The sequence below is a fragment of the Streptomyces sp. NPDC003011 genome, from assembly GCF_053591515.1.
Window position 1 is genome coordinate 1 of record NZ_JBSFTY010000110.1, and the last position, 25,444, is coordinate 25,444.

The 25,444-nt window shown below is 73.3% G+C and carries 24 protein-coding genes and 1 pseudogene; 18 read left to right on the forward strand and 7 right to left on the reverse strand.

All coding sequences use genetic code 11. From position 1 onward, the window contains the following. Positions 1 to 389: 389 nt before the first annotated feature. Positions 390 to 1,871, reverse strand: a complete 1,482-nt coding sequence (locus ACWD0J_RS36705; RefSeq protein ID WP_451500201.1) for an MFS transporter — start codon at positions 1,869 to 1,871, stop codon at positions 390 to 392. A 292-nt stretch (positions 1,872 to 2,163) separates the two neighbouring features. On the opposite strand from ACWD0J_RS36705, the gene ACWD0J_RS36710 reads away from it, so the two are divergent. From ACWD0J_RS36710 to ACWD0J_RS36735, 6 genes are all read left to right on the forward strand, one after another. Then, a complete protein-coding gene (locus tag ACWD0J_RS36710) occupies positions 2,164 to 2,814 on the forward strand; it encodes a TetR/AcrR family transcriptional regulator (RefSeq protein ID WP_451500202.1) in 651 nt (216 codons plus the stop codon). Between the two features lie 40 nt (positions 2,815 to 2,854). After that, positions 2,855 to 3,574 carry a response regulator transcription factor gene (locus tag ACWD0J_RS36715; RefSeq protein WP_451500203.1) on the forward strand — a complete coding sequence of 240 codons (720 nt, stop codon included), beginning with the start codon at positions 2,855 to 2,857 and terminating at the stop codon, positions 3,572 to 3,574. Positions 3,575 to 3,866: 292 nt separating this feature from the next. Further along, positions 3,867 to 5,096 carry a cytochrome P450 gene (locus ACWD0J_RS36720; RefSeq protein ID WP_451500204.1) on the forward strand — a complete coding sequence of 410 codons (1,230 nt, stop codon included), beginning with the start codon at positions 3,867 to 3,869 and terminating at the stop codon, positions 5,094 to 5,096. Between the two features lie 50 nt (positions 5,097 to 5,146). Then, positions 5,147 to 5,344, forward strand: coding sequence for a ferredoxin (locus ACWD0J_RS36725; RefSeq protein WP_451500205.1), 198 nt, complete (start codon positions 5,147 to 5,149; stop codon positions 5,342 to 5,344). Then, a complete protein-coding gene (locus tag ACWD0J_RS36730) occupies positions 5,341 to 6,525 on the forward strand; it encodes an NAD(P)/FAD-dependent oxidoreductase (RefSeq protein ID WP_451500206.1) in 1,185 nt (394 codons plus the stop codon). The genes ACWD0J_RS36725 and ACWD0J_RS36730 overlap by 4 nt, the downstream gene beginning before the upstream one ends. A gap of 284 nt (positions 6,526 to 6,809) precedes the next feature. Further along, on the forward strand, positions 6,810 to 7,331 hold the full coding sequence (locus tag ACWD0J_RS36735; RefSeq protein WP_451500207.1) for a MarR family winged helix-turn-helix transcriptional regulator: 522 nt from the start codon (positions 6,810 to 6,812) through the stop codon (positions 7,329 to 7,331). Between the two features lie 12 nt (positions 7,332 to 7,343). Here the strand turns inward: ACWD0J_RS36735 and ACWD0J_RS36740 are convergent, their stop codons facing one another. Then, positions 7,344 to 8,516, reverse strand: a complete 1,173-nt coding sequence (locus ACWD0J_RS36740) for an MFS transporter (RefSeq protein WP_451500222.1) — start codon at positions 8,514 to 8,516, stop codon at positions 7,344 to 7,346. A 138-nt stretch (positions 8,517 to 8,654) separates the two neighbouring features. On the opposite strand from ACWD0J_RS36740, the gene ACWD0J_RS36745 reads away from it, so the two are divergent. The 4 genes from ACWD0J_RS36745 (at position 8,655) to ACWD0J_RS36760 (ending at position 12,769) form a co-directional block, all read left to right on the forward strand. Next, positions 8,655 to 9,512: an AraC family transcriptional regulator gene (locus ACWD0J_RS36745; protein WP_451500223.1), complete on the forward strand. Its 858-nt coding sequence runs from the start codon at positions 8,655 to 8,657 to the stop codon at positions 9,510 to 9,512. Between the two features lie 9 nt (positions 9,513 to 9,521). After that, positions 9,522 to 9,902, forward strand: a complete 381-nt coding sequence (locus tag ACWD0J_RS36750) for a hypothetical protein (RefSeq protein ID WP_451500208.1) — start codon at positions 9,522 to 9,524, stop codon at positions 9,900 to 9,902. Then, a complete protein-coding gene (locus tag ACWD0J_RS36755) occupies positions 9,899 to 10,366 on the forward strand; it encodes a peroxiredoxin (RefSeq protein ID WP_451500209.1) in 468 nt (155 codons plus the stop codon). The genes ACWD0J_RS36750 and ACWD0J_RS36755 overlap by 4 nt, the downstream gene beginning before the upstream one ends. 63 nt (positions 10,367 to 10,429) lie before the next feature. Next, positions 10,430 to 12,769 carry a SpoIIE family protein phosphatase gene (locus ACWD0J_RS36760; RefSeq protein WP_451500224.1) on the forward strand — a complete coding sequence of 780 codons (2,340 nt, stop codon included), beginning with the start codon at positions 10,430 to 10,432 and terminating at the stop codon, positions 12,767 to 12,769. A gap of 16 nt (positions 12,770 to 12,785) precedes the next feature. On the opposite strand, the gene ACWD0J_RS36765 is transcribed toward ACWD0J_RS36760, so the two are convergent. Beyond that, on the reverse strand, positions 12,786 to 13,616 hold the full coding sequence (locus ACWD0J_RS36765) for an aldo/keto reductase (RefSeq protein ID WP_451500210.1): 831 nt from the start codon (positions 13,614 to 13,616) through the stop codon (positions 12,786 to 12,788). Positions 13,617 to 13,760: 144 nt separating this feature from the next. On the opposite strand from ACWD0J_RS36765, the gene ACWD0J_RS36770 reads away from it, so the two are divergent. Continuing rightward, positions 13,761 to 14,735 carry a TauD/TfdA dioxygenase family protein gene (locus tag ACWD0J_RS36770; protein WP_451500211.1) on the forward strand — a complete coding sequence of 325 codons (975 nt, stop codon included), beginning with the start codon at positions 13,761 to 13,763 and terminating at the stop codon, positions 14,733 to 14,735. Position 14,736: 1 nt separating this feature from the next. Here ACWD0J_RS36770 and ACWD0J_RS36775 read toward each other — a convergent pair whose 3' ends face one another. From ACWD0J_RS36775 to ACWD0J_RS36790, 4 genes are all read right to left on the reverse strand, one after another. Beyond that, the gene (locus tag ACWD0J_RS36775) at positions 14,737 to 15,765 is read right to left on the reverse strand and encodes an LLM class flavin-dependent oxidoreductase (RefSeq protein ID WP_451500212.1); all 1,029 of its coding nucleotides are present in this window, start codon (positions 15,763 to 15,765) and stop codon (positions 14,737 to 14,739) included. 106 nt (positions 15,766 to 15,871) lie between these two features. Continuing rightward, positions 15,872 to 17,374 (reverse strand): metallophosphoesterase family protein, encoded by a 1,503-nt coding sequence (locus tag ACWD0J_RS36780; protein ID WP_451500213.1) that lies wholly within the window; start codon positions 17,372 to 17,374, stop codon positions 15,872 to 15,874. An 83-nt stretch (positions 17,375 to 17,457) separates the two neighbouring features. Beyond that, the gene (locus ACWD0J_RS36785) at positions 17,458 to 18,372 is read right to left on the reverse strand and encodes an MHYT domain-containing protein (RefSeq protein ID WP_451500214.1); all 915 of its coding nucleotides are present in this window, start codon (positions 18,370 to 18,372) and stop codon (positions 17,458 to 17,460) included. A gap of 356 nt (positions 18,373 to 18,728) precedes the next feature. Next, positions 18,729 to 19,349 (reverse strand): L-threonylcarbamoyladenylate synthase, encoded by a 621-nt coding sequence (locus tag ACWD0J_RS36790; RefSeq protein WP_451500215.1) that lies wholly within the window; start codon positions 19,347 to 19,349, stop codon positions 18,729 to 18,731. Between the two features lie 143 nt (positions 19,350 to 19,492). Here ACWD0J_RS36790 and ACWD0J_RS36795 point away from each other — a divergent pair. The 7 genes and pseudogenes from ACWD0J_RS36795 to ykgO all read left to right on the forward strand — a co-directional run bounded on the left by ACWD0J_RS36795 (position 19,493) and on the right by ykgO (position 25,367). After that, a pseudogene (locus tag ACWD0J_RS36795) lies at positions 19,493 to 20,098 on the forward strand (GNAT family N-acetyltransferase). A gap of 75 nt (positions 20,099 to 20,173) precedes the next feature. Further along, positions 20,174 to 21,706 carry a helix-turn-helix domain-containing protein gene (locus ACWD0J_RS36800; protein WP_451500216.1) on the forward strand — a complete coding sequence of 511 codons (1,533 nt, stop codon included), beginning with the start codon at positions 20,174 to 20,176 and terminating at the stop codon, positions 21,704 to 21,706. A gap of 270 nt (positions 21,707 to 21,976) precedes the next feature. Next, positions 21,977 to 22,210, forward strand: a complete 234-nt coding sequence (locus ACWD0J_RS36805) for a hypothetical protein (protein WP_451500217.1) — start codon at positions 21,977 to 21,979, stop codon at positions 22,208 to 22,210. Positions 22,211 to 22,778: 568 nt separating this feature from the next. Then, positions 22,779 to 24,461 (forward strand): hypothetical protein, encoded by a 1,683-nt coding sequence (locus ACWD0J_RS36810; RefSeq protein WP_451500218.1) that lies wholly within the window; start codon positions 22,779 to 22,781, stop codon positions 24,459 to 24,461. A 274-nt stretch (positions 24,462 to 24,735) separates the two neighbouring features. Beyond that, on the forward strand, positions 24,736 to 24,900 hold the full coding sequence (rpmG, locus tag ACWD0J_RS36815; protein WP_451500219.1) for a 50S ribosomal protein L33: 165 nt from the start codon (positions 24,736 to 24,738) through the stop codon (positions 24,898 to 24,900). A gap of 46 nt (positions 24,901 to 24,946) precedes the next feature. Next, positions 24,947 to 25,207, forward strand: a complete 261-nt coding sequence (locus tag ACWD0J_RS36820) for a type B 50S ribosomal protein L31 (RefSeq protein ID WP_451500220.1) — start codon at positions 24,947 to 24,949, stop codon at positions 25,205 to 25,207. A gap of 37 nt (positions 25,208 to 25,244) precedes the next feature. Further along, positions 25,245 to 25,367, forward strand: a complete 123-nt coding sequence (gene ykgO / locus ACWD0J_RS36825) for a type B 50S ribosomal protein L36 (protein WP_451500221.1) — start codon at positions 25,245 to 25,247, stop codon at positions 25,365 to 25,367. Positions 25,368 to 25,444: the final 77 nt, after the last annotated feature.

Genomic DNA, 25,444 nt, shown 5'->3' on the forward strand with positions numbered 1-25,444 from the left:
GCCGCGCAGCCCCCGCTCGCGGCCCGGCCGCGCGCCGACGTGCCGCCCGCGTTCACGCCGGCTGAGTCGGCCCCGCTGCCGCAGCGGTGGCTGGAGAAACCGGCCGGGACCTGAGTCCGCGGGGGCGCGTCACCGGTCCGTGGGCGGCGGCGGGGCCCGCACCGGACCCGACCGGTACGCCTCGACCACCAGCAGTGGCCCCGGCCCCGGGCACCCGGCTCGGTCATGACCCGGTGCGCATGGGTGCGTACCGTCAGCGGACTGGCGAAGGGCTTCTCGGCGACCTCCTCGTGGGAGTGTCCTCGGCGGCCCAGGCCATCACCTCGCACTCCCGGCCGGCTGCCGCGGCCCGGTGAGGACCGGGCGCCGGCCGGGAGCGCCGCGTGACCTCAGCTCGTCGCGTTCGCCTTGGCCGCCGGCTCCCCGGCCCGGGGCACCGCGGCGGTCGGGACGGAGGTCCCCTGCCGGGGGATGAAGGCGGCGATCACGAAGGCGAGGAGAGCGGCACCGGCGCCGATCGCCATGACCGTCCTGAAGCCGTCCTCCGAGGGCAGGGCGAAGCCGCCGAAGTCGGTGGTCATCTGGGCGAGGACGACGCCGGCGATGGCACTGGCGAACGACGTGCCGATGGACCGCATCAGGGTGTTGAGGCTGTTCGCGGCGGCCGTCTCGCTCGCGGGCACGGCACCCATGATCAGGGCGGGCATCGAGCCGTACGTGAAACCGATGCCGGCGCCGATCACACAGGAGACCAGCACCAGGTGCCAGACCTCGGACATCAGCACGATGTTCAGGCCGTACCCGGCGGCGACGATCAGCGCGCCGATCATCAGCGTCACCTTCGGGCCCTTGGCCTTGGACACGGCGGCGGAGACCGGCGCGGTCGCCATCATCACCAGGCCGGAGGGGGCCATCACCAGGCCGGCCGTCAGCAGCGACCTGCCCAGGCCGTAGCCCGTCTGCTCCGGGAGCTGGAGCAGCTGCGGCAGCACCAGGGACATCGCGAACATCGAGAAGCCGACCGCCACCGAGGCGAGGTTGGTGACCAGGACCTGGCGGCGGGCGGTGGTGCGCAGGTCGACCAGCGGCTGGTCGGTGCGCAGTTCGAAGACGCCCCAGGCCAGCAGCACCAGCACGGCGGCGGCGAGCAGACCGAGCGTGGTGCCGCTGCTCCAGCCCCAGTCGGCGCCCTTGGAGATCGCCAGCAGCAGGCACACCAGACCGGTCGCCATCCCGACCGCGCCGACCAGGTCGAAGCGGCCACCGGTGCGCACCCGCGACTCGGGCACGAGAGCGACGACGAGTGCGAGGGCGATCACGCCCATGGCGGCGGAGGCCCAGAACAGGACGTGCCAGTCGAAGTTGTCGGCGATCAGCGCGGCCGTCGGCAGACCGAGGGCGCCGCCGACCCCGAGGGAGGCGCTCATCAGCGCCGTCGACCCGGCCAGCCGCTCGGCGGGCAGCTCGTCCCGCATGATGCTGATGCCCAGCGGGATCACACCGGAGGCCAGGCCCTGCAACGCCCGGCCGGCGATCATCGGGACCAGCGACTCGCTGAGCGCGCACACCACCGAGCCGGTCACCAGCATCACGACGCTGACCATCAGCATGCGGCGCTTGCCGTACATGTCACCGAGGCGGCCGACCACGGGCGTCGCCACCGCCGCCGCCAGCAGGGTCGCGGTGACCGCCCAGGCGGTGTCGGAGGCCGGGGCGTCCAGCAGCCGGGGCAGTTCCGGGACGATCGGGATCACCAAGGTCTGCATCAACGCGACGACGATGCCGGCGAAGGCCAGCACCGCCACCACGGCGTTCGGTCTCGGCGCGGCGGTGCCCCCGGGCTCGGCGGCGGGGGCAAGGGCGTCGGACATGCGGGGCCTCCATAGGCGTGGTGGTGACAGGGAAACTCGGGCAGGAACTCGGGCAGGGGAATTCAGGCAGGAACTCGGGCAGGGGAATTCGGGCAGGGAAGCTTGGGCGGAGGAGTGCGGGCAGAGGAGTCCGGAAGAATTAAAGCAGCTGCTTGACTTAGCTTAGTGTCTGCGCGGGACCGGCTTGCGTAGGCTTCCGCCGGAAGGCGCCGCCGCCCCGGGCGGCGGACCCGTGACGGCTTCAGGGACTGGCCGGCGCGGAGATGTCCCCAGTCCCGGTGCGGTGGTGAGCATGGCGGGCAGGACGGTACGGGCCGAACAGGTCAGCGCGACGCGGGAGCTGATCCTGACCGCGGCGGAGCGGCTGTTCGCCGAACGCGGCGTGTACACGGTCTCCAACCGCCAGGTCAGCGAGGCCGCGGGGCAGGGCAACAACGCGGCGGTCGGCTACCACTTCGGGACCAAGACCGACCTGGTCCGGGCGATCATCCGCAAGCACGCGGCCCGGATCGAGGAGAGCCGCGCCCGGCTGCTGGCCGCCGTCGGCGACTCCACCGACGTACGCGACTGGGTGGACTGCCTGGTCCGCCCGGTGCCCGAACACCTCGCGGCACTGGGCAGCCCCACCTGGTACGCGCGGTTCTGCGCGCAGGTGATGACCGACCCGGCGCTCCGGCAGATCATGGCGGAGGAGTCCCTGGCCTCGCCCTCCCTGCGGCAGATCGTCGAGGGGCTGCGGCGGTGCCTGCCGGACCTGCCCGCCGAGGTGCGGGCCGAGCGCGGTGACATGGCCCGCCATCTGATCGTGCACGTCTGCGCCGAGCGGGAGCGGGCGCTCGCCGAGAGCACCCCCACCCCGCGCTCCAGCTGGCACGACGCCGCCACCGGGCTCGTGGACGCGGTCGTCGGCATGTGGCTGGCCCCCGTCACACCGGGAGCATGAGTTTACTTGAGTTAGGCAAGCAGCAGGGTAGGGTGGGCGCATGCACGGCAGTACCCGTGAGGAACCGGCGCTCGCCCGCGGGGCCGGGCAGCACCTCCTGGTCGTCGGTGAGCCGGACGTCGCCGAACTGCTCTCCACCACCCTCGGACTGGCGGGCTACCGCATCACCGTGGCCGACAGCGGAACCGAGGCGCTGGCCCGGCTCGCCGAGCGCCGGTTCGACCTTCTGGTCGTCGACGCGACCCTGCCCGACATGGAGAGTCTCGGCCGCGACCGGCCGGCCGTCACCGACCGCCCGCCGGTGCTCCTGCTGACCGTGTACGAGTCCCTGGACCGGCTCGTGCCCGAACTGGGCCCGGGGGAGCGGGACTACGTCACCAAACCCTTCCGGCTGGCCGAGGTCCTCGCCCGGGTGCAGGTCCTGCTGCGCGGGCGGGCCCCCCGGCGGACGCTCGGCGACGCGCTGAGCTACCGCGACCTGGTCCTGGACGACACGCGCTGCGAGGCCCGGCGCGGCACCCGCTCGCTCGACCTCACGCCGGCCGAGTACCGACTGCTGCGTCATCTCCTGGTCAACGCGCACCGGGTGCTGTCCAAGGAGCAGATCGGCCGCTACGTCTGGGGTGACTTCCGCGGTGACAACGCCATCGAGCAACTCGTCTCCCGGCTGCGCCGCAAGGTGGACCGGGACGCACCCGTGCTGATCCACACCCGCCGGGGCTTCGGCTACTGGCTGGGGCGCGCCGACGCCGGCTCCTGACCCGCCGGAGCACCTGCTTCCGACACGCTTTTCAGGGTGCGTGCCGACTCCTTCGAGGTGCCGTCGCGGGCCGTGCGGAGCGGGCGTCCGGCGTCGGCCGCCTTCGCAACTCCCTTGTGTGGCAAGCGATCACCGCGCATTTCAGCGCACGTGATCCGGGTCACGTCAGCTTCCCGTCAGGAAACTGACGGTTCGGCGTCAGCCCCCTCTGTTTGCCTGTGCTCATCGAGGCCTCACCCCTTCACCCCGGCGCTCCGCCCGACCCGCGGAGCCCCCCACACCGAGGAGAACCATGGCCGACACCCTGACCGGCGGTGCCCCCGAGGCGGCCACACCGGTCCCCGAGTTCCCGATGGCGAGGGCGGCGGGCTGCCCCTTCGACCCGCCCCCGGCCCTCCAGGCCCAGCAGGACGTGGGCCGGCTCGTCAAGGTCCGCCTCTGGGACGGCAGTACGCCCTGGCTGGTGACCCGCTACGAGGACCAGCGCGCCCTGCTCCTCGACCCCCGGGTCAGCGCCGACATCTCCCGCCCCGGCTACCCGCTCCAGGCGCCGAGCAACGGCAAGAACAACATCAGCTTCATCCTGATGGACGACCCCGAGCACGCCCGGCTGCGGCGGATGGTGACCGCTCCGTTCGCGGTGAAACGGGTCGAGGCGCTGCGCCCCGGCGTGCAGAAGATCGTGGACGACCTGATCGACGGCATGCTCGCCGCCGGCGGCCCCGTCGACCTGGTCGAGGCGTTCGCCCTGCCGGTGCCCTCGCTGGTCATCTGCCAACTGCTCGGAGTGCCGTACGCGGACCACGACTTCTTCCAGCAGAACAGCAAGATCCTCATCAAGCGGGACGCGGCCATGGAGGACCGCATGGCCGCCCACGGCAAGCTGCTCGGCTACCTCGACGAGCTGATGGGCGAGAAGATCGCCGATCCCGGCGACGACCTGCTCTCGGGGCTCGTGGAGCGGGTCGAGTCGGGCGAACTGTCCCGCCAGGACGTCGCCCAGATGGGCGTGCTGCTGCTCCTGGCCGGCCACGAGACCACCGCCAACATGATCGCCCTGGGCACCCTCGCGCTCCTCGAACACCCGGACCAGCTCGCCCTGTTGCGCGACACCGAGGATCCCCGGCTGGTCGCGTCGGCGGTGGAGGAGCTGCTGCGCTATCTGAGCATCGTGCACGGCGGCCGGCGCCGGGCGGTCCTGGAGGACATCGAGATCGACGGACAGGTGATCCGGGCCGGCGAGGGCGTGATCATGCCCAACGACATCGCCAACCGCGACCCGAAGGCCTTCCCCGACCCGGACCGGCTCGACCTCACGCGTGACGCCCGCCGGCACGTCGCCTTCGGTTTCGGCGTCCACCAGTGCCTGGGCCAGCCGCTGGCCCGGATGGAACTCCAGGTCGTCTACAGCACCCTCTACCGCCGTATCCCCACCCTCCGGCTCGCCGCCGAGGCGGCCGGCCTGCCGTTCAAGCACGACGGCTCGGTCTACGGCGTCTACGAACTGCCCGTCACCTGGTGACCGCCGTACAGCCGGTCGACCCCCCACAGAAAGCGGACGAGGTACGGATCATGCGTGTGGAACTGGACGAGCCGAAGTGCGTCGCGTCGGGGCAGTGCGTGATGGCCGCCCCCGAGGTCTTCGACCAGCGGGACGAGGACGGCATCGCCTTCCTGCTGGACGAGAAACCCCCGGCGGACGCCCTCGACGACGTGCGGGAGGCCGTGGCCGTCTGTCCGGCCGCCGCCATCCGGCTGGTCGAGCAGTGAGGCGGATCGTCGTCGTCGGTGCCTCGGCCGCCGGACTCGCGGCGGCCGAGACCCTCCGCCGTGAGGGCTATGCGGGCACGCTCACCCTCGTCGGTGACGAACCGCGGACCCCCTACGACCGGCCGCCGCTGTCCAAGCAGCTCCTGGCCGCGGAATGGGAGCCGGACCGGCTGGCCCTGCGCACGCCGGACGACCTCGCCGCGCTCGGCCTGGACCTGCGGCTCGGGGTGGCGGCGACCGGCCTTCGCCTCGCGGACAGCACCGTCGTGCTGGCCGACGGCTCCGAGGTGCCCTACGACGGACTCGTCGTGGCCACCGGGGTCCGGCCGCGCCGGCTGCCCGGGGAGGGCGCGCACGTGCTGCGCACCCTGGACGACGCCCTGACACTGCGGGCCCGGCTCACCCCGGGACGGCGGCTGGTCGTGGTGGGCGCCGGTTTCCTCGGCGCGGAGGCCGCCGCCGTCGCCCGGCGTCTCGGCGCACACGTCACCCTCCTCGAACCCGCCCCGGTGCCGCTGGCGCACGCCGTCGGCGCGGAGATCGGCGGGGTGCTGGCCGGGGCCCACCTGGAGCGGGGCGTGGACCTGCGCTGCGGGGTCACCGTGACCGAGATGACCGAGGACGGGGTGCGGCTCGCGGACGGCGAGGAGGTCGAGGCCGACGAGGTGCTCGTGGCGATCGGCTCGCTGCCCAACACCGAGTGGCTCGACGGCAGCGGACTGACGGTGGGCGACGGCGTGGTGTGCGACCAGTACTGCGAGGCCGCGCCGCAGGTGTACGCGGCCGGTGACGTCGCCCGCTGGCACAACCCGCTGTTCGGCACCTCGATGCGCGTCGAGCACCGCACCAACGCCGCCGAACAGGGCATGGCCGCCGCCCGCAACCTGCTGCGGCGCCCGGCGCGCAGGCCGTTCGCGCCGGTGCCGTACTTCTGGTCCGACCAGTACGACATGAGGATCCAGGCGTACGGCTTCCTGCGCGGCCACGACGAGGTCGCCGTGGTGGACGGCGACCTGGCGAAGCGCCGGTTCGTCGCGGTGTACCGCACCGGCGACCGGGTGACCGGTGCCCTCGCGGTCGGCATGCCGCCCAAGGCGATCCGGCTGTGGCGGCAGGCCGTCGCGGCGGGAGCGGTGTGGCACGAGACCGTACGGGCCGAGGTCTCGCCAGTCGAGGCCTGAGCGAAGGAGGCTGTCCGAACGGCGGCCGGAGCGCGTGGTTGCGCCGGCACCGACGGGGTACGGCGGGACGCCGGAGGCCGGGAGGGGCCGGCGTCCCTGCCGGGTGACGGGCGTGGCGGGCGGCGCCTGCCTGGTCTGGCTGCTGCGTGCCGGACGCAGGGCCGGGCGGGTGTGAGTCCGGTGGCCGCGGGCAGGCGGCCGGCGCCGCCCGGGAGCGGTACGCCGACTCGACGCCTGCCTCGGCAGATTACTTGAGTTACGCAACTATATGGTAAAGTCTCCGCATGCCCACACATCCGCTCCCCGACACCCCCGCCTCCCCGGAAGTCACCGAGATCGAGCGGGCGCTCACCCGCATCACCTACCTCAGCACGCGCGCCCGGCAGCACGAACGGCTCATGTCGCTGGCCGGGGTGCCGCTCGACCGCGCCGCCGTGGCACTGCTGCGCCAGGTCGCCGACTCCGAGCCCTTGCGGCCGGGAGAGCTGGCCACCCGGCTGGGCGTGGAGGCCTCCCACGTCACGCGCACCGTGCAGCAACTGCAGAAGTCCGGATACGTCACGAGGGTCCCCGACCCCGACGACCGCCGCGCCCAGCGCATCGAGCTCACCGACACCGGCCGGCAGGCCATCGCCCGGGTCCGGGAGGCGGGCGCCCAGGGTATGCAGCTGGCCCTGGCCGACTGGTCGCCCGAGGAACTGCGCCAGCTGGCCACGCTCTTCCACCGCATGGTCGACGACTTCCTGTCCCACGCCATCGACGACGAGACCGCGCCGGAGCCCGTGGCGACGGCCGGCACCGCCTGACCCGTGGCCTGCTCACCCCGGTGTCGCGTCGGGGCGTCTGTGGGGCAGCCGGCCGGCGTGCGTGGTCTCGCCGGGCGGGGCGGGCTCGCGCAGCCCGCACAGCAGGAGCCGGCCCACCGCGGGAAGGGCCACGAGAGTCACGAGTGCCGTCCGCAGCGACGTGACGTCGGCCAGCGCCCCCAGGACCGGCGCGGCGAGCCCGCCCGCGCTCACGGCCAGGCCCAGCGTCACACCGCTCGCGGTGCCCGCACGCCGGGGCAGGAAGTCCTGCCCGAGCGTGACGTGCAGTGCGAAGGGGACGTACAGCCCCGCCGAGGTGAGCGCGACGCACGGATACACGGCTGGTCCGGGGGCCAGCACCACCCCCGCGACGGCGAGCACGGTCAGCGTGTACGACCACCGCACCACCGTCAGGCGGCCGTACCGGTCGGCGAGCCGGCTCCCGGCCACGGTGCCCGCCGCACCTCCGGCGTAGAGCACGCACAGCGCGGCCGTCCCCGCCGCGTCCCCGCCGCCGGTGCGCTGACGGACGTACAGCGAGACGAAGGCGCTCAGGCAGACGAAGACGACCGAGCGGCAGACGACGGCACCGGACAGCCGCAGGAACGACGGCCAGTCATCGGTGCCGGTGCCGGTGCCGCCGGCCCTGCCGCCGGGCGCTGCGCGGACCCCGGCCGAGCGCACCGCCGCCGCGCACAGGACCGCACCCACCACGCCGGGCACGGCCAGCAGGGGAGAGGCGCGCAGGCCGCCGATGGCCACCACGGCCGCGACCAGCAGCGGCGCCAGGGCGAAGCCGGCGTTGCCGCCGAGGGCGAACCAGCCCATCCCCGTGTTGCCGTGCCCGCCGGCGGCGCGGGCCGCGCGGGCCGCCTCCGGGTGGTAGGCGGCGACCCCGATCCCGGAGACGGCGACCGCGGCCAGGGTGAGCGGGTACGAGCCGCCGACCCCGCTCAGGGCGACCCCGGCCCCGGCGGTCAGCGCGCTCACCGGCAGCAGCCACGGCAGCGCCCACCGGTCGGTGACCACGCCGAACAGCGGCTGCACCACCGACGACAGCAGCGAGGCCGCCAGGACGATGCCGGAGGCGGCGGCGTAGGTGTAGGCGCGCTCGGCGACGAAGAAGGGGACGAGCGCGGCGACGGCTCCCTGGTAGACGTCCACGCAGGCGTGCCCCAGGGACATCAGCGTGATGGTGCGGTCACGGTTCTTGGACACCCGTCGATCGTCGCGGCGGAGGCGGCCGGCCCGCTTCCGATAATCTGCCGTGTTGTGCCGAACTCCCGCCACGCCTCCGTGCCGTCCGCCGCGGACCCCCGCGCCCTGCCCGCCGAGGACCCGTCCCCGAGGTCCGCCCCGCGTTCCGCCGCGTCGGCCGCCCGCCACGAGTCCACCGCCCCGACCCGCGTCCAGCTCCTGGCCGCCGGCGAGCGCATCGACGCGCACCGGCACGACGACCACCAGATCGTGTACGCGGGCTCCGGAGTCCTGGCCGTCACCACGGACGCCGGGACGTGGTTCGCGCCCGGCACCCGCGCCATCTGGGTCCCCGCCGGCACCGCGCACGCCCACCGCGCCCACGGCCGCCTCGATCTGCACCTGGTCGGACTGCCCGCCGACGACAACCCCATCGGACTGGACGCCCCGACCGTCCTCGCCGTCAGCCCGCTGCTGCGCGAACTGATTCTCGCCCGGACCCGCGATCCCGGCGACGACACCCCCGAGAACCGGCGCCTGCTCGCCGTCCTGCGCGACCAGCTGCGCGCCTCGCCGCACCAGCCCCTGCGGCTGCCGACGCCCACCGACCCGCGCCTGGCCGCGGTCTGCCGCATCGTCCACGCCGACCCGGGCGACACCCGCACCCTCGCCGCCCTCGGCGCCGCGACCGGTGTCGGGGAGCGCACGCTGAGCCGGCTCTTCCGCCAAGAGCTCGGCATGACGTTCCCGCAGTGGCGCACCCAGTCCCGCCTCTACCACGCCCTGCGCATGCTGGCCGAGGACACCTCGGTCACGACCGTCGCCCACCGCTGCGGCTGGTCCTCCGCGAGCGCCTTCATCGACGTCTTCCGCCGCGCCTTCGGCTGCACGCCGGGCGCGTACGACCGCCGTTCCCGAGGTGAGCGGGACCCGGCCGCCGACGGTCTCCTACCGTCCAGTAATATCGCGCGGCAGCTCGTCTGAGGAGGAACCGTGTCCCGGTCCGAACGCTCGCCCCTGCTGCTCGCCGGCCTGTTGGCCGCCGCGGGTGTCACCCACTTCGCCGCGCCGCGCCCGTTCGACGCGATCGTCCCGCGCGGCCTGCCGGGCACGCCCCGGGCGTGGACGTACGCGAGCGGCGCGGCCGGACTCGCGCTGGCCGCGGGGGTGGCCCTGCCGCGCACCCGGCGTACGGCCGCGCTGGCCACGGCCGCGCTCTTCGTCGGGGTGTTCCCCGCCAACGTCAAGATGGCCCTGGACTGGCGAGACCGTCCCGCACCGCTGAAGGCGGCGGCCTTCGCGCGGCTGCCCCTCCAGGTACCTCTCGTCCTGTGGGCGCGCGGCGTCGCCGCGAACGCCAAGGGCCGGTCGTGACCGCGCGCCTGGAGGTGGGCGACGAGGTCCAGGACTTCACGCTGCCGGACGAGACCGGCACGCCCCGCAGTCTGGACGGGCTGCTCGCCGACGGACCCGTCGTGCTGTTCTTCTACCCCGCCGCCCTGACGGCCGGCTGCACGGCGGAGGCCTGCCACTTCCGTGATCTGGCCGCCGAGTTCGCCGCCGTCGGCGCCCGGCCCGTCGGGATCAGCGGTGACGCCGTCGAACGGCAGCGCGAGTTCGCCGGACAGCACCGCCTCGGCATGCCTCTGCTGTCCGACGTGGACGGGACGGTCCGGGAGCGGTTCGGCGTCAAGCGGGGCTTCTCGCTCGCACCCACCAAGCGGGCCACCTTCGTGATAGCCGAGGACCGGACGGTCCTGGAGGTGGTCCGCAGCGAGCTGCGGATGAACACCCACGCCGACCGCGCCCTCGACGCGCTGCGCGCCCACCGGGCGTGACGCCGGGCCCCGGTTGCCGCGCCGCGCTTGATGCGGTGTGACAAAGGGACCATGCTGGATGATATGGAGCACGTCTCCGCTGCGGCGACCACCGATGCCCAGGGCATCGTGACGGGGTGGAGCGAGGGTGCCCGGTCGCTGACGGGCCGCACGGCCGAGGAGGTCGTGGGACGGCCGGCGCGGGAACTGCTCGCCGAGGACCTGCCGGACCGGGCCGTGGCGGAGCTGGCGGGCACCGTCGTCCTGCGGCACCGGGACGGCACCCCCGTCCCGCTCACCGTGCGGGCGCACCCCCTGCTCGGCGCGGACGGCGTGCCGAGCGGTTACGTGATCACCGAGCAGCCCGCCGACCGGGAGACGAGCCTGGCCGGACAGGCGTTCGAGCAGGCGTCCGTGTCGATGTCGGTCTTCGACACCCGGCAGCGCTATCTGCGCCTCAACGACACGGCCTGCCGGGTGATGGGCGTGCCGGAGGAGGCCCTGCTGGGCAGACCCTTCCCGGAGACCGTGGAGGACGCCGTGCACAGCCGGGGCTTCCACAGCAACCTGCGCCAGGTCGCCGAGTCGGGCAGGCCGGTCCGCTACGAGAGCTTCACCGGCGCTCCCTCCCTCAACCGGGAGCACGCCTGGAGCATCGAGATGTGGCCGGTGCGGGACGCCTCCGGCAAGGTGACCGGGACCGCCCTGGCGGCGCTCGACAGCACCGAGCAGTACTGGGCCCGGCAGCGGCTGGCCCTGCTCAACGAGGCGGCGGCCGCCATCGGCACCACCCTGGACGTGGTGCGCACCGCCGAGGAACTCGTGGACATCCTCGTCCCCGGGTACGCCGACTTCGCCAGCGTCGACCTGCTGGACTGGGTCCTCGGCTCGGAGGAACCGCCGACGGCGCTGGACGGGCGGGTCCTCCTGCGCCGCGTCGCCCACGGCTCCGCCACCGAGGGCACACCGGAGGCCGCCGTGCGCCTGGGCGAGGCGGACGTCTACCCCGGGTACTCGCCGCCCGCGCGGGCGCTGCGGGAGGGCCGGGCGGTCCTCGGCCAGGCCGGCGAGCCGGACTTCATGCGCTGGGTCGCCGAGCGCAACGCACGGGCCCCGGGGGGCCGCCCCCACCGCAGGGGCGTCCACTCGATGCTCGCGGTGCCGCTGCGGGCCCGCGGCACCATCCTGGGCGTCGCGGTCGCCGTCCGCATCGCCCACCCGGACGACTACGGCGACGACGACGCCGTCCTGGCCGAGGAACTCGCCAGCCGCGCCGCCGTCTGCGTCGACAACGCCCGCCGCTTCGCCCGCGAACGCACCACCGCCCTGGCCCTCCAGCACAGCCTGCTGCCCCGCGGCCTGCCCGGACAGGCCGCGGTCGAGGTCGCGCACCGCTACCTGCCCTCCGGGTCGCTGGCCGGCATCGGCGGCGACTGGTTCGACGTCATCCCGCTCTCCGGCAGCCGGGTCGCCCTGGTCGTCGGTGACGTCGTCGGGCACGGCATCCCCTCCTCGGCGACAATGGGCCGGCTGTGCACGGCCGTGCGCACCCTCGCCGACGTGGACCTGCCGCCGGACGAACTCCTCACCCACCTCGACGACCTGGTCACCCACCTGGCGGGCGACGCCGGCGAGGAGGAGGTCGCCGAACTGGGCGCCACCTGCCTCTACGCCGTCTACGACCCGGTCACCCGCTGCCTCACCCTGGCCTCCGCCGGCCACCCGCCGCCCGCTCTGCTGCTGCCCGACGGCACGGCCCGGCTCGTCCCGCTGGCCGCGGGCCCTCCGCTCGGCGTCGGCGGCCTGCCCTTCGAGGCGACCGAACTGAAGCTGCCCGAGGGCGCCGTCGTCGCCCTGTACACGGACGGCCTCGTCGAGGACCGGGACCGTGACATCGACCACGCCACCGACGAACTGTGCCGCGCCCTGACCGCCCACGTCGACACCCTCGACGCCCTGTGCGACACCGTGCTCAAGGCCGTCCTGCCGGAGGAGCCCGGCGACGACGTGGCCCTGCTGCTGGCCCGCACCCGGGCGCTGGGCGCCGACCGCGTCGCCACCTGGGACGTCACCCCGGACCCCGTCCACGTGGCCGCCACCCGGCAGGCCGCCACCGACCAACTGACCGCGTGGGGACTGGATGAGGCCGCCTTCGTCACCGAACTCGTCGTCAGCGAACTGGTCACCAACGCCATCCGGTACGGCGAACCGCCCATCCAGCTGCGGCTGATCCGCGACCAGACCCTCATCTGCGAGGTCTCCGACGGCAGTTCCACCTCACCGCACCTGCGCCGGGCCCACGCCTTCGACGAGGGCGGCCGCGGCCTGCTCCTGGTCGCCCAGCTCACCCAGCGCTGGGGCAGCCGGCAGACCGGCAGCGGCAAGACGATCTGGGCCGAGCAGTCGCTGACGCCGGAACTCTGACGCCGGGCGGACCGGCTCAGAACTCCTCGTGCGTCTCCGGATCGCCGCCGACCCGCCGGTGGGCGCGGTCCGTGACGGTCCGCATCTGGGCGGGGTCCAGCTCGAAGCCGAACACGTCGAGGTTCTCGCGCTGCCGTGCGGGATCCGCCGACTTCGGGATGGGGAGGGCGCCGAGCTGGACGTGCCAGCGCAGGACGACCTGGCCGGGCGTCACCCCGTGGGCGTCGGCGACGGCGGCGACGCCGGCATCCTCCAACAGGGCCGTGCCCCGGCCCAGCGGGCTCCAGCTCTCGGTCAGGACGCCCTTGCCGGCGTGGACGGCGCGCAGCTCGTCCTGCGGGAAGAAGGGGTGCAGCTCGATCTGGTTGACGGAGGGCAGGACCCCGGTCTCCTTCTCCAGCCGGTCGATGTGCCCGGCCGTGAAGTTGGAGACGCCGATCGAGCGGACGACGCCCTCCTCACGCAGCCTGATCATGGCCTTCCAGGAGTCGACGTACTTGTCGACGCGGGGGAGCGGCCAGTGGATCAGGTACAGGTCCACGTAGTCGAGGCCGAGGCGGGCGCGGGACTCCTCGAACGAGGCGAGAGTCTCCTCGTAGCCGTGGTGCCGGCCGGGGAGCTTGGTGGTCACCACGATCTCCTCGCGGGGCACGCCGCCGCCGGCCACGCCACGGCCGACACCGGTCTCGTTGCGGTAGTTCGTCGCCGTGTCGATCAGGCGGTAGCCGGTCTCCAGGGCGGTGCGCACCGCCCGTTCCGCCTCCGTGTCGTCCATCGGCCAGGTGCCCAGACCGAGGGCGGGGATCGTCGTACCGTCGTTGAGCGTGTACGTCGGAATGCTGATCACTGCCGGACCTTCCCTTGACTGTGCCGTACATCCAGCGTCACCGACATGACCGGGAGGCCCTGTCGCCACGCACGGCAAACACTGCCACGATCTTCGGGGAGCCGGCCCGCACCGGGCCGGTACGGACAGAGGGTCGGAGCGCGTATGACGACGGACAGGGCCACCGCGGACCGCGCGGACGAGGTCACGGGCATCGAGGTGAACCCGGTCGCCGGACACATCGGTGCCGAGATCGGCGGCGTCGACCTGGCCGGCGACCTCGACGACGCCGTGGTCACCGCGATCCGGGCGGCGCTGCTGCGGTGGAAGGTGGTGTTCTTCCGGGGGCAGCGGCTCGACCACGCCGGGCACGTGGCGTTCGCACGCCGGTTCGGCGAACCGGTGGCGCTGCGCAAGCGGGGCAGCGCCTCCCCGCGGGACTTCGCCGAGATCGAGACGACCGCCGACCGGCTGGAGCTGGGCGGCAGGTTCGGCATGGAGCACGACGAATGGCTGCGGCGCCGACGGCACACCCTGCTGCGCGGCTGGCACTGCGACCACGGCGCCCGCGTCGACCCGCCGGCCGCGACGATCCTGCGCGCCGAGACCGTCCCGCCGTACGGCGGCGACACCACCTGGTCCAACCTGGCGGCCGCGTACGCCGGACTCTCCGCCCCGCTACGGGCGTTCGTGGACGGGCTCAGGGCCGAGCACCGGCTGGGCGTCGGCTACCAGCCGCGGCCCGGCGACGACGCGTACGTCCGGCACCTGCTGGACCATCAGGTCGCCTCGCTGCACCCGCTGGTGCGCGTCCACCCGGAGACGGGGGAACGAATCCTGTACGTCAACGGCTACTACGTCGAGCAGATCGCGGGCCTCTCCCGGGCCGAGAGCGGCGCGATCCTGGAGATGCTGCTGGAGCAGGCGACCCGGCCCGAGTACACGGTCCGCTTCCGCTGGGAGCCGGGCAGCGTGGCCTTCTGGGACAACCGGGCCACCATCCACCTCGCGCCCGGCGACAACGCCCACCTCGGCTTCCCCCGGACCATGCACCGGGTGATGCTCACCGGTGACGTACCGGTCGGCGTGGACGGCGAGCCGTCGCAGCCGATCGTCGGGACCGAGCCCGGACGCTGGTGACTCAGGAGGCCGGCCGCCAGCCGAGCGCGGGGCCGAGCTTCGTCGCCATGTCGGTGAGGATCTGCACGTAGTCCTCGTGGCCGAAGGTGAACGGCAGCGCGAACGCCACCTCGTCCACCTCGCGGAACGCGGCGTGCGCGTGCAGCCGTTCGGCGATCTCGTCCGAGCTGCCGACGATGTCGGGCGCGAACATCAGGCGGGCCGGGCCCTGCGGTGACGCGGTACGAGGAGTGCGTCCGGCCGCGTACTCCTGGTACTTCGCCCGCTGTCCGGGCGAGGCCGAGTCGGTGGGGATCACGACCAGGCCCTGGGAGACGCGGGCGTCCTCGCCGTCGGGGTGGGCGGCGCGGAAGGCGCGGATGTGGGAGAGCTGGATCCCGGCGAAGTCCGGTGTCCCCTCGGCCCCTTCCGCCTTGACGACGCTGCTGACCAGAAGGTTCATCCCGTGCTCGCCGGCCCACCTCGCCGAGCCCAGGCTGCCGCCGCCGTACCAGAGGCGCCGGCCCAGCCCGGGGGAGTGCGGCTGCACGCGGTCCGAGAACACCTCGAACCCCTCGACGCCGCTGAAGTCGGTGGCGGGCTCCCCGCGCACGAAGTCCAGCAGCCGCCGCACCCGCTCGTGACTGAAGTCCTCGGCGTCGGCGGTGTCCGGGTACAGCGCGCCTTTGACCTCGTCGTAGCGCATCGGCGGGCCCACGCTCACCCCCGGGTTGAGCCGGCCGCCGGACAGCAGGTCGACGGTCGCCAGGTCCTCCGCCAGCCGCAGCGGGTTCTCCCAGCCCAGCGGGATCACCGCGGTGCCGAGTTCGATCCGGCGGGTCCGCTGCGAGGCCGCCGCCAGGACCGCCACGGGGGACGAGATGCCGAACTGGAGATGGCGGTGGCGCAGCCACGCGCTGTCGAAGCCCAGCCGCTCGCCCAGCTCGATGATCTCCAGCGTGGACTCGTGGCCCCGCCGCGGATCCGCCTCGTCGAACAGGCCGATGGTCAGGAAGCCCAGCTTGCGCAACGGGCGTGGGGCGGGCGGCACGGGCTGCTCCGGTGGTCGGACGGTACGGGTGTTCCGTCCGCATTCTGGCAGGAGGAGGCCGAACGCTTCCGGTCAGGTCAGCGGGATGGTCAGGTCAGCGGGATGGTCAGGTCAGGGGGATGGTCACCTCGTCCTCGACGGGCGGGTCGATCTCCTGGGCGCGGTTTCCGGTGGCCGCGTAGCAGCGCAGCCGGATCGCCTCCGGGGTGACGTCCAGACGCAGGAAGCACTTGAAGAACGGCGGACTGTACGTCGCCGAGCTCGGGGAGAACAACTGCGTGTAGATGTCGCGGACCGGCAGGCGGAGGCGCGAGGTGCGGTCCGGGCGGCCACCGGCGCCCAGCAGGCTCGCCACCAGCCGCGTGCGCGGGGTGACCCGGGCGGGCGCGCCGGGCGTGCGGGTCGGCGGGATGCCGAGCCGTTCGGCGATGACGGCCGTCGCCTCCGCCTCGGTGAGCGTGAAGAAGCGGCGCAGGCGCAGCCGGCGGCCGTAGAGCCGGCTGTAGAAGGCGAGGGAGTCGCCGCGCAGCGGGTAGCAGCGGAAGTCCTTCTCGGTGACGTCCGCGACCGAGACGTGGGGGATGGTGTGGGTGGCGTGCATGAACGCGCCGCCGCCGCCCGCGACGACGTACTGGAGGGTGCGGTCGCCCACCCGCACCGGGTAGCGCTGGTAGTTGTGGATGTCGCCGCCGATCGCCGCCACGTAGTGGTGCTCGGGGTCGCGGACCACGTCGTCGACGGTGCCGCCGCCCTCGATCGCGCAGGGGTGGTGCTCGCCGTCCACGTACAGCGGCGCCCCGGTGATGAGGATCTTCGGACGGGACCCCTGGGAGACCTCGCGGAGCCAGGCGCCCTGCTCGGCGTCGAGGGTTCCCAGCAGCCCCGTGTCGATCCCTATGATCCGCACCGGTCCGGCGTCGATGGCCCAGTAGGGGCCCGGCTGGACGGCCTGCTGGGCCGGCCCGGAACGCAACGCACGTGCCGCGTCGAGGCGTTGGCCGTCGTGCGGACGCGGACGGTGCCACAGCAGCGACCGCAGCCAGGCCCGGGTGAGGCGGCGCGGCGCGGGTTCGGGGTCGAGCGGCGGGGCGTCGCCGCAGAAGACGCGCATGAACGCGCCGAGATCCTCGTACCAGTCGTGGTTGCCGGGTATCGCGTAGATCGGTGCCGGGTAGTCCTGGTACGGGCGGAAGAACTTGGTGCCGTAGTCGTCCGCGCTGCCCACCGGGTAGACCACGTCGCTGGCGACGACGGCGAACCGTGTGTCCTGACCCACCTTCAGAAGGCCGGGAACCACGGCGTACTGGGGGTCGTCGCCCTCGCCGGTGTCGCCGATGACCAGGAAGGAGAACGCGTCCGGGTCGTCCCGCCGGATCACCTTGTCCGCGGGCGCGCCGGCCGCCGCGCGCTGCGCCACCCACCGACTGCGGGTACGGCCGGTGGGATCCCCGAACCAGGACGCGACCACGCCGTTGCGGGCGGCCCACAGCGTCCTCGGGTCCAGCCAGGAGATCTTCTCGGCCTCGGACGGCATCAGCCGCTGGTAGCTGCCGCGTTCCGCGGTGCCCCAGCCGGCGCCTTCGGCGGTATCGCGTGAGGAGTCAGACACCGGTGCACCGTAACAACGGTCCAGAACCTGCCAGGAGGGGGGAGTGCCCAGGACGGTACCCGCCGGGTGCGCCGAACTGGCGGCTAGCTCCCGCGCGTTCGCGGCGGTGCGCGGTGCGGGCTCCGCGCGGTCCGTTCGGGGGCGTCACGGCGTACGGCACCGGCGGCCGTCTCGAAGGGGGAACGGGACTGATCCGTGGCCGGTCCGGCCGGCCCGGCCGGACCGGTACCGCGGGACGGCGGCGCGCTCCGGCTCCAGTCGCCGTCGCCCAGGACCAGCAGGGGGTCGAACATCACCACCACCCCCGCCAGCACGAGGAAGATGACCGGCCCCAGCAGCATGGGCAGGAGCAGTGAGGTGGGCGAGTCGCCCGCCCAGGTGCCGCTGCCGCTGTCGTGCACATGGATGCTGACGGCCGCCATTCCCGTGTAGTGCATCCCCGACACCGCCACACCCATGATCAGGCTGGCCCCGAGACTCGTCAGGAAGCCGCGGATCGAGACCGCCGCCCACAGGGCCGCCGTGGCGGCGACGACCGCGATCACCACGGAGAGCGCGACGACGAGCGGGTCGTAGCGGATGTCGCCGTTGACGTGCATGGCCGCCATGCCCAGGTAGTGCATGGCGGCGACACCGAGACCGGTGATCACGCCCGCGAAGGCCAGGGTGGTGCGGGCGGCGCCGCGGTAGCCGACGGTGAACACGCCGATGCCGACGACGACGATCGCGACGGCCAGGCTGAGCACCGTCAGGCCCGCGTCGTACCGGATCCGGGTCTCCTCGACCTGGAAACCGATCATGGCGATGAAGTGCATCGTCCAGATACCGCTCCCGATCGAGGCGGCGCCCAGCGCCAGCCAGCCGGGCTTGACCGACTGCGTGCCCAGCAGGGTGCGGACGATGCAGCGCAGCCCCAGAGCACCACCCAGGCACGCCATCAAGTACGCCGCGACGGGTGTCACCGCTCCATAGCGGAACCCGTCCACCGTGCCTTCCATACGCCAACTCCCCCGAGAGTCAAGGCTGATACGGGGGAAGGTCTACGGGTAACGGGGAGTTATAGCAAGGGCTTACCGTTGGTACGTGGTGAACTCCCCGTGACCAGGGGTCGACTTCGGTCACGCCCCGCTGACTTCCAGCCAGAGGCGCTCCTCGGCGCGTTCGGTGTGGCACGCTCCCCGGGCAGGCGACGCGTCGCGCACAGCGGCATGCCCCGGCGTCCGGGCCGGCGGCGGGGACGGTTCACACAGCGCGCGAAAGGCCTGCCCCCCGGGGGAGGGGGCAGGCCTGGACCAGGGGGCAGGCACGGGGTGTTCCCTCCGCGGCGTCCGCCCCGGGGGATCTCACGGAACCCCTACTCGAACCGGGAGATGTCGCCCGCGCCCTTGCGTACGATCTCCGCCTCGCCGCCGGAGAAGTCGATGACCGTCGTCGGCTCGGTGCCGCAGTCCCCGGAGTCGACCACCGCGTCCAGCACGTGGTCGAGCCGGTCCTTGATCTCCCAGCCCTGCGTCATCGGCTCGTCCTCGTCGGGCAGCAGCAGCGTGCTCGACAGCAGCGGCTCCCCGAGTTCGGTGAGCAGCGCCTGGGTGACGACGTGGTCGGGGATGCGGACGCCGACCGTCTTCTTCTTGGGGTGCTGGAGCACGCGCGGCACCTCCCTCGTCGCGGGCAGGATGAAGGTGTAGCTGCCCGGGGTCGACGCCTTGATCGCGCGGAACACGTCGTTGTCGATCCGTACGAACTGACCGAGCTGCGCGAAGTCCTGGCAGACGAGGGTGAAGTGGTGGCGGTCGTCCAGCCGGCGGATGGTCCGGATCCGGTCGATGCCGTCACGGCTGCCGAGCCTGCAGCCCAGGGCGTAGCAGGAGTCCGTCGGATACGCGATGAGCGCGCCCGAACGGACACTGTCGGCGACCTGCGCGATGGTGCGCGGCTGGGGGTTGTCGGGGTGCACGTCGAAGTACTTCGCCATCCGCCGAGCTTATGCGGTGCGCGGACGAGGAGCGCGCGGGGCCGTGCTCGGGGGCGTGCGCGGGGGCGATGACGGGCCTGTGGTCGCTTCTGGCCCGAGCGGGCCGGGAGGGGGCGTCGCGTGCGGTCACCTACGCTCCGGTCATGGACAGCACCGCCGTACGGCTGGAAGCCCCCGCCACCCCGACCGCTCCCGCGCTCCGACTGCGGCCGTGGTGCCCCGCGGACGCCGCCGGCCTGGTCGCGGTGTTCCGTGACGACGGGCCTTTGCGGCGCTGGGTCGCGGACGCCCCGCACGACGAGGCCGGTGCGCTTTGGTGGGTGCGGGAGCGGCGGCGGCTGTGGGAAAGCGGTGACCGTTTCTCGTTCGCGGTGGTCGAAGGCGGTGACCGGGTGGCCGACGGGCTGCCGTCGGGGCACGTCGTCCTCTAACGCGGGGCTCCCGCTGACGCGTCGGCCGAGGTCGGCTACTGGACCGCGGCCCACGCGCGCGGCCGGGGCGTCGCGCCCCGGGCGCTCGGGGCGCTGACCGAATGGGCCTTCACGGCCCGCCCGGCGGGTGACGTGACACGGCTCCACCTGCTGCACCAGGTCGACAACACCGCATCCTGCCGGGTCGCGCACAAAAGCGGGTACACGTTCAGTGCGCTGCTTCCCGCCGCGCCGCCCGCGTTCCCGCTCGACGGTCACCGGCACGTCCGGGAGCGGGAGGACGGGCTTCCGGGGCGGACGTCCGGCTGGAAAGGGTGAGGTAACGTCCCGAGCGGTATGGCATGAAACGAGCCAACGAGCCAACGAGCCAACGGGCGAGGGGGGAAGAGCGACGTGGCCGGGCGACAGGACGGGGACGGGCGCACGGAGGTGACGAGCGGTGCGGAGACGGGCTGGGCGCAGGAACTGCTCGACCATCTGCGGCCGACCGGGCGCGATGTCCGCCGGGTCGTCGCCTGGCTCGCGGACAGCGTGCGGGGCACCGCCTCCCTGCGGGACGGCTCCGGCACCCTCCTGGCCGGCACCCGCGTCGAGGTGGACGAGGACCTGGTCGCGGATCTCGTCACCGGCCGTCTGGCCTCCGCCTCCTGGGAGGAACAGGGGCGGCATCTGCGCCTGGTGAGAGTGCGGCGCCCGCATCCGGCCACGGACGGCGTGCTCGCCGTGTCGCGCCCGGCCCCGTTCGACCGGCGTGCCTCCGAGATCGTGCAGCACACGGCCCAGGTCCTGGAACTGCTGCTGCGGGCCCATGAGACGGCGGCGGCCGGCCGGCGTCTGCGGCGGGCGGCCGCCGATCTGCGGCTGGCGATCCTGCAACTGCTGATGGTGGAGGACACCGTCTCGGCGCGCCGGGTCGCCGCGGGACTGTGGCCGGGCCTGCTCGACACGGACACGGCCTGCGTCTACGTCCTGGAAGGCGACGCCGGGGAACGCGACCGGCTCGCCGAGGAATGCCTCGCCGCGACGCGGGAGCAGGCCCTGGTGGTGCGCTGCCCCGCCGTGGACGAGCACGTAATCGTCGTCAGTCCCGGGGAGGCCGCGGGAGCGGCCCTGCGGTCCCTGGTGGAGGGGTACCCGGACACGTTCCTCGGCGGCAGCGTCCGGCAGAGCCTCGCCCGCACCGCCACCGCCTACGGGCAGGCGGTCAGCGCGCTCGCCGTCGCCCGTTTCCGGCCGGAGCAGTCGGCCGTCTACGCCGAACGCACCCACCCCGAACGCCTGATGGACCCGGCCGCGCTCCGCGACTGGACCGCCCGCGTACTGCGTCCGCTCGACACCCTCGCGCACCACACCCGCGCCGAACTGCTCGCGACCACCCGGCTGGGCCTGGAGTTCACCGCCGTCAGCGCGGCCAAGGTCCTCGGCGTGAGCCGCAACACCGTGCGCGCCCGCATGGAACGGGTCGAAGGGCTGCTGAACACGGACTTCTCGCACCTCACGGTCCGCGCCGCCGCCCATCTCGCCCTCAACACCCAGGTCGGACTCCCGGAGGATCCGGCCGCGGACACCGGGCCGGAACCGGGCTCCGTCCGGCTGGTCGACCTGCTGGCCGGGCCCGCCGTACGCGCCTGGGCGCACGACCTCCTGGCACGGCTGGACCCGGACGCCCGCGACCTGCGCCGCACCCTGCGGACCTGGATCGCCGCGGGCGGCAACGCCGAACGAGCCGCGCAGGCCCTTGGCATGCACGCCCAGACCGTGCGCGAGCACGTCCGCGGCGCGGAACCCGTGCTCGAACGCCGGCTGCTCGCCGCCGGCAGTGATCTCTACGAGGTCGTCCTCGCGCTTTTGGCGGTCGGCGACCTCGAACCACCCGCCCTGGGCCGGACGAAACAGGGCCATCCGGACTCAGCTGTGCACGGGTGAGCCCTCCGGGCGGCACAGCGGGCATCGGCACGATTCCCAACGGTTGTGCCGGGCACGTACGTTCTACGCACCGCGGGGGCACGACCGGAACGGGGGACCGGTCGCGCTCCCGCGAGGGGCCGAAGCGGCACGTACGGTGACCGGACGGATGCCTCGCGCCTGCGGGAACCCCGCTCCGACGCGGCCCGGTCCGTGACCGTCGTGTTCCGACGCGGTTCCGCTGGGTACTCGTCCGGCTCCGGAACGACGACAACCGCGGAGGAGGTCCCAATGGCCAGCACGGAGACCGGCGGCGTGACCGGCACACAGGACAAGGACTACAACCTGATCTGGTACGTCGAGGCGTGTCTGAGCAACGCGCTGCGGCTGGAGTCCTACATCCAGGACGCGGAGCGCGAGAAGGACACCGAGGTCGCCGACCTGTTCCGCAAGGCCCAGGCGGACAGCCGCAAGGGCGCGGAACTGGGCAAGAAGCTTCTGCGCGCCCGGCTCGACGGCAGCTGACCCACGCCCGTTCTCAGCGGCCCGGTCACCGAGGGAATCCCGGTGACCGGGCCGTCGGCGTGCGGGGACGGCACACCGCGGGCGCAGCGGCGACCGTTCGCCGTCGAGAGGCGGACAAGGGAGGACAGGCGACGACAGGGAACGTCAGGTCGTGCTCGACGTCGACGCCGGCGGGACCCGGTAGCCGGCGACGATCGACGGCACCGCCTCCCGGCAGACCGGCAGACCGGCAGACCGGCAGACCGGCAACCCGGCAGACCGGCAACCCGGCAGACCGGCAACCCGGCAGACAGGCCGCGCGAACATCGGCGGGGACCGCCCGACGATGCGACGGGCGCACACCGCCGCTCGCGCCGGCCGTGGGCGAACCCGCACGCCGGCAGCGGTGTGCCTGCCGACGGCGGTGTGCCGGCCATCGGCCCGGTCTCCGCGTGCCCGGACGCGCTCTGCGCCCCTCCCCGACGCTCCCAAAAAGCCCAGTCCGGGATTTCCGCCACGGAAAGACCCACGTCCGGGAACATCGGATCCGGGACATGATCCGCCGAGCGGCCACCGTCAGGAGTCACGCATGGAGTACTACGATCTCGGCACCCACGGCCGCTCCGTGACGACCTCGTCACCCGAGGCCCAACTCTGGTTCGACCGTGGACTGGTGTGGACGTACGCCTTCCATCACGAGGAGGCCGTCGTCTGCTTCGAGGCGGCGGCCGCGGCCGATCCGGACTGCGCCATGGCCCACTGGGGCATCGCCTACGCCTCCGGCCCGAACTACAACAAGCCCTGGGAGTTCTTCGACGACCAGGAGCTGCCCCGGACCGTCGACCGCACCCACGCCGCCGTCGAACTGGCCCACGAGAAGTCCGCCGACGCCACCCCCGTGGAACGGGCCCTGATCGGCGCGCTGCGCGCCCGTTATCCGCGGGCCGAGCCGGTGGACGACTGCTCGGTGTGGAACGAGCCCTACGCCGACAGCATGCGCGCCGTCCACGCCCTGGCCCCCGACGACCCGGACGTCGCCACGCTGTACGCCGACGCGCTGATGAACCTCACGCCCTGGCGGTTGTGGGACCTGCGCAGCGGCGAGCCGGCCGACGGGGCCCGCACGCTGGAGGCCAAGTCGGTCCTGGACCGCGCGCTCGCCACCGACGCAGGGCGGCGGCACCCGGGCGTCCTGCACCTGTACATCCACCTGATGGAGATGTCCCCGGCCCCCGAGGCGGCCCTGTCCGTCGCCGACCGGCTGCGGGGGCTGGTCCCGGACGCCGGCCACCTCCACCACATGCCCTCGCACCTGGAGGTGCTCTGCGGCGACTACCGGCGTGTGGTGTCGGACAACAGTGCCGCGATCCTCGCGGACGAGAAGGTCCACGCACGCGCCGGGGCGATGAACTTCTACACGCTGTACCGGTCGCACAACTACCACTTCAAGATCTACGGCGCGATGTTCCTCGGCCAGTGCGAGGTCGCCCTGGAGACCGCCGCGCAGCTGGAGGCGTCCATCCCAAAGGAGCTGCTGCGGGTCGAGAGCCCGCCCATGGCCGACTGGCTGGAGGGCTTCCTCGCCATGCGGGTGCATGTCCTGATCCGCTTCGGCCGCTGGGCCGACATCCTGGCCCTGCCCCTGCCCGCCGACCCGGAGCTGTACCGCGTGACGACCGCGATGCTCCACTACGCCCGCGGCGTCGCCCACTCGGCCACCCACCGGATCGCCGAGGCGGAGACCGAACGCCGTCTGTTCCACGAGGCGGTCGCCGAGGTCCCCGGGACCCGCATGCTGTTCAACAACACGTGCGCCGACATCCTCGCCATCGCCTCCGCCATGCTCGACGGCGAACTGGAGTACCGCAAGGGCAACCTCGACGCCGCCTTCGCCGCTCTGGAACGCTCGATCGACCTGGACGACAACCTCCCCTACGACGAGCCCTGGGGCTGGATGCAGCCCACCCGCCACGCGTACGGCGCCCTGCTCCTCGAACAGGGCCGCGTCGCGGAGGCCGAGGCCGTCTACCGGGCCGACCTCGGCCTCGACGACACCCTCCCGCGCGCCCTCCAGCACCCGGGCAACGTCTGGGCCCTGCACGGCTTCCACGAGTGCCTCGTCCGCCTGGGCAGGGCGGGGGAGGCGCGGATCGTGGCCCAGCAGCTGCGCACCGCCGCCGCGCTGGCCGACGTACCGGTCGAGGCGTCGTGTTTCTGCCGCCTCGACACCACCGTCCGGGCGGGTGACGGGGGCGCCTGCTGCGGGGACTGACCCTGGGCGCACGCCGGTCCCGTCAGGGCCGAACGACCCGGGGCGGGCATGCACGCCACCCCGGCGGGCCGGAGCGCGCAGGGCCACAGCGATGGCGCCGGAGGCGCTGCTGACGCGGCCCTGACCGGGCCCGCAGCAGGTTCCCACCGGACCCCGGCCCGCCCGATCCCGGCGCCGCGGGGGCGGGAATGGACCGGCGGGAGCTTGCGTTGAAGCCCATGTAGCTGACATGCGCGGGCCAAGAAAACCGCGATGTGGGCGGAAGGAGGACCTCATGGCACGCAACACCGTGCGTCCTGTCGTCAAGCTGAGGTCGACGGCCGGGACCGGCGTCACCTATGTGACGCGCAAGAACCGTCTCAACGATCCCGACCGGCTGGTCCTGCGCAAGTACGACCCGGTGGCCGGGGAGCACGTGGTCTTCCGCGAGGAGCGATGAACCGAAGCGTCACCCCTCGCCGGACGGCCGTGAGGAAGGACTCACCATGAGGCACGACATCCACCCCGTCTCCCGCCCGGTCGTCTTCCGCGACCGAGCGGCGGGAGCCACGTTCCTCATCCGCTCCACCGCGCGGTCGTCGCGGACGATCGAGTGGACGGACGGCAGCGTCCACCCGCTGATCGAGGTCGAGATCTCGTCGGCCGGCCACCCGTTCTACACCGGCACCTCGCGGGTCGTGGACACCGCGGGCCGGGTGGAGCGGTTCGAGCGGCGCTACGGCACGGCGGCCGGCGCCGGCCGCTGACCGCGCGGCACCGTTCGAGCAGGAGGAGGACACGGACATGAAGGTGCGCACGTCCCTGCGCTCGCTGAAGACGAAACCGGGGGCCCAGGTGGTACGCCGCCGGGGCGTGACGTTCGTGATCAACAAGAAGGACCCGCGCTTCAAGGCCCGCCAGGGCTGAGGCGACGCGTACCCCGGTCGCCTCGGTTCTCGCCTCGGCGCGCTCACGGGGACGCGCCGTGACCCGCCCCGTCGACC

Bases quoted from the DNA above. Each gene is read 5' to 3' on its own strand.
- ACWD0J_RS36705 (WP_451500201.1), bottom strand. From the start codon at position 1,871: ATGTCCGACGCCCTTGCCCCCGCCGCCGAGCCCGGGGGCACCGCCGCG.
- ACWD0J_RS36710 (WP_451500202.1), top strand. From the start codon at position 2,164: ATGGCGGGCAGGACGGTACGGGCCGAACAGGTCAGCGCGACGCGGGAG.
- ACWD0J_RS36715 (WP_451500203.1), top strand. From the start codon at position 2,855: ATGCACGGCAGTACCCGTGAGGAACCGGCGCTCGCCCGCGGGGCCGGG.
- ACWD0J_RS36720 (WP_451500204.1), top strand. From the start codon at position 3,867: ATGGCCGACACCCTGACCGGCGGTGCCCCCGAGGCGGCCACACCGGTC.
- ACWD0J_RS36725 (WP_451500205.1), top strand. From the start codon at position 5,147: ATGCGTGTGGAACTGGACGAGCCGAAGTGCGTCGCGTCGGGGCAGTGC.
- ACWD0J_RS36735 (WP_451500207.1), top strand. From the start codon at position 6,810: ATGCCCACACATCCGCTCCCCGACACCCCCGCCTCCCCGGAAGTCACC.
- ACWD0J_RS36740 (WP_451500222.1), bottom strand. From the start codon at position 8,516: ATGTCCCTGGGGCACGCCTGCGTGGACGTCTACCAGGGAGCCGTCGCC.
- ACWD0J_RS36760 (WP_451500224.1), top strand. From the start codon at position 10,430: ATGGAGCACGTCTCCGCTGCGGCGACCACCGATGCCCAGGGCATCGTG.
- ACWD0J_RS36770 (WP_451500211.1), top strand. From the start codon at position 13,761: ATGACGACGGACAGGGCCACCGCGGACCGCGCGGACGAGGTCACGGGC.
- ACWD0J_RS36785 (WP_451500214.1), bottom strand. From the start codon at position 18,372: ATGGAAGGCACGGTGGACGGGTTCCGCTATGGAGCGGTGACACCCGTC.
- ACWD0J_RS36790 (WP_451500215.1), bottom strand. From the start codon at position 19,349: ATGGCGAAGTACTTCGACGTGCACCCCGACAACCCCCAGCCGCGCACC.
- ACWD0J_RS36805 (WP_451500217.1), top strand. From the start codon at position 21,977: ATGGCCAGCACGGAGACCGGCGGCGTGACCGGCACACAGGACAAGGAC.
- ACWD0J_RS36810 (WP_451500218.1), top strand. From the start codon at position 22,779: ATGGAGTACTACGATCTCGGCACCCACGGCCGCTCCGTGACGACCTCG.
- rpmG (WP_451500219.1), top strand. From the start codon at position 24,736: ATGGCACGCAACACCGTGCGTCCTGTCGTCAAGCTGAGGTCGACGGCC.
- ACWD0J_RS36820 (WP_451500220.1), top strand. From the start codon at position 24,947: ATGAGGCACGACATCCACCCCGTCTCCCGCCCGGTCGTCTTCCGCGAC.
- ykgO (WP_451500221.1), top strand. From the start codon at position 25,245: ATGAAGGTGCGCACGTCCCTGCGCTCGCTGAAGACGAAACCGGGGGCC.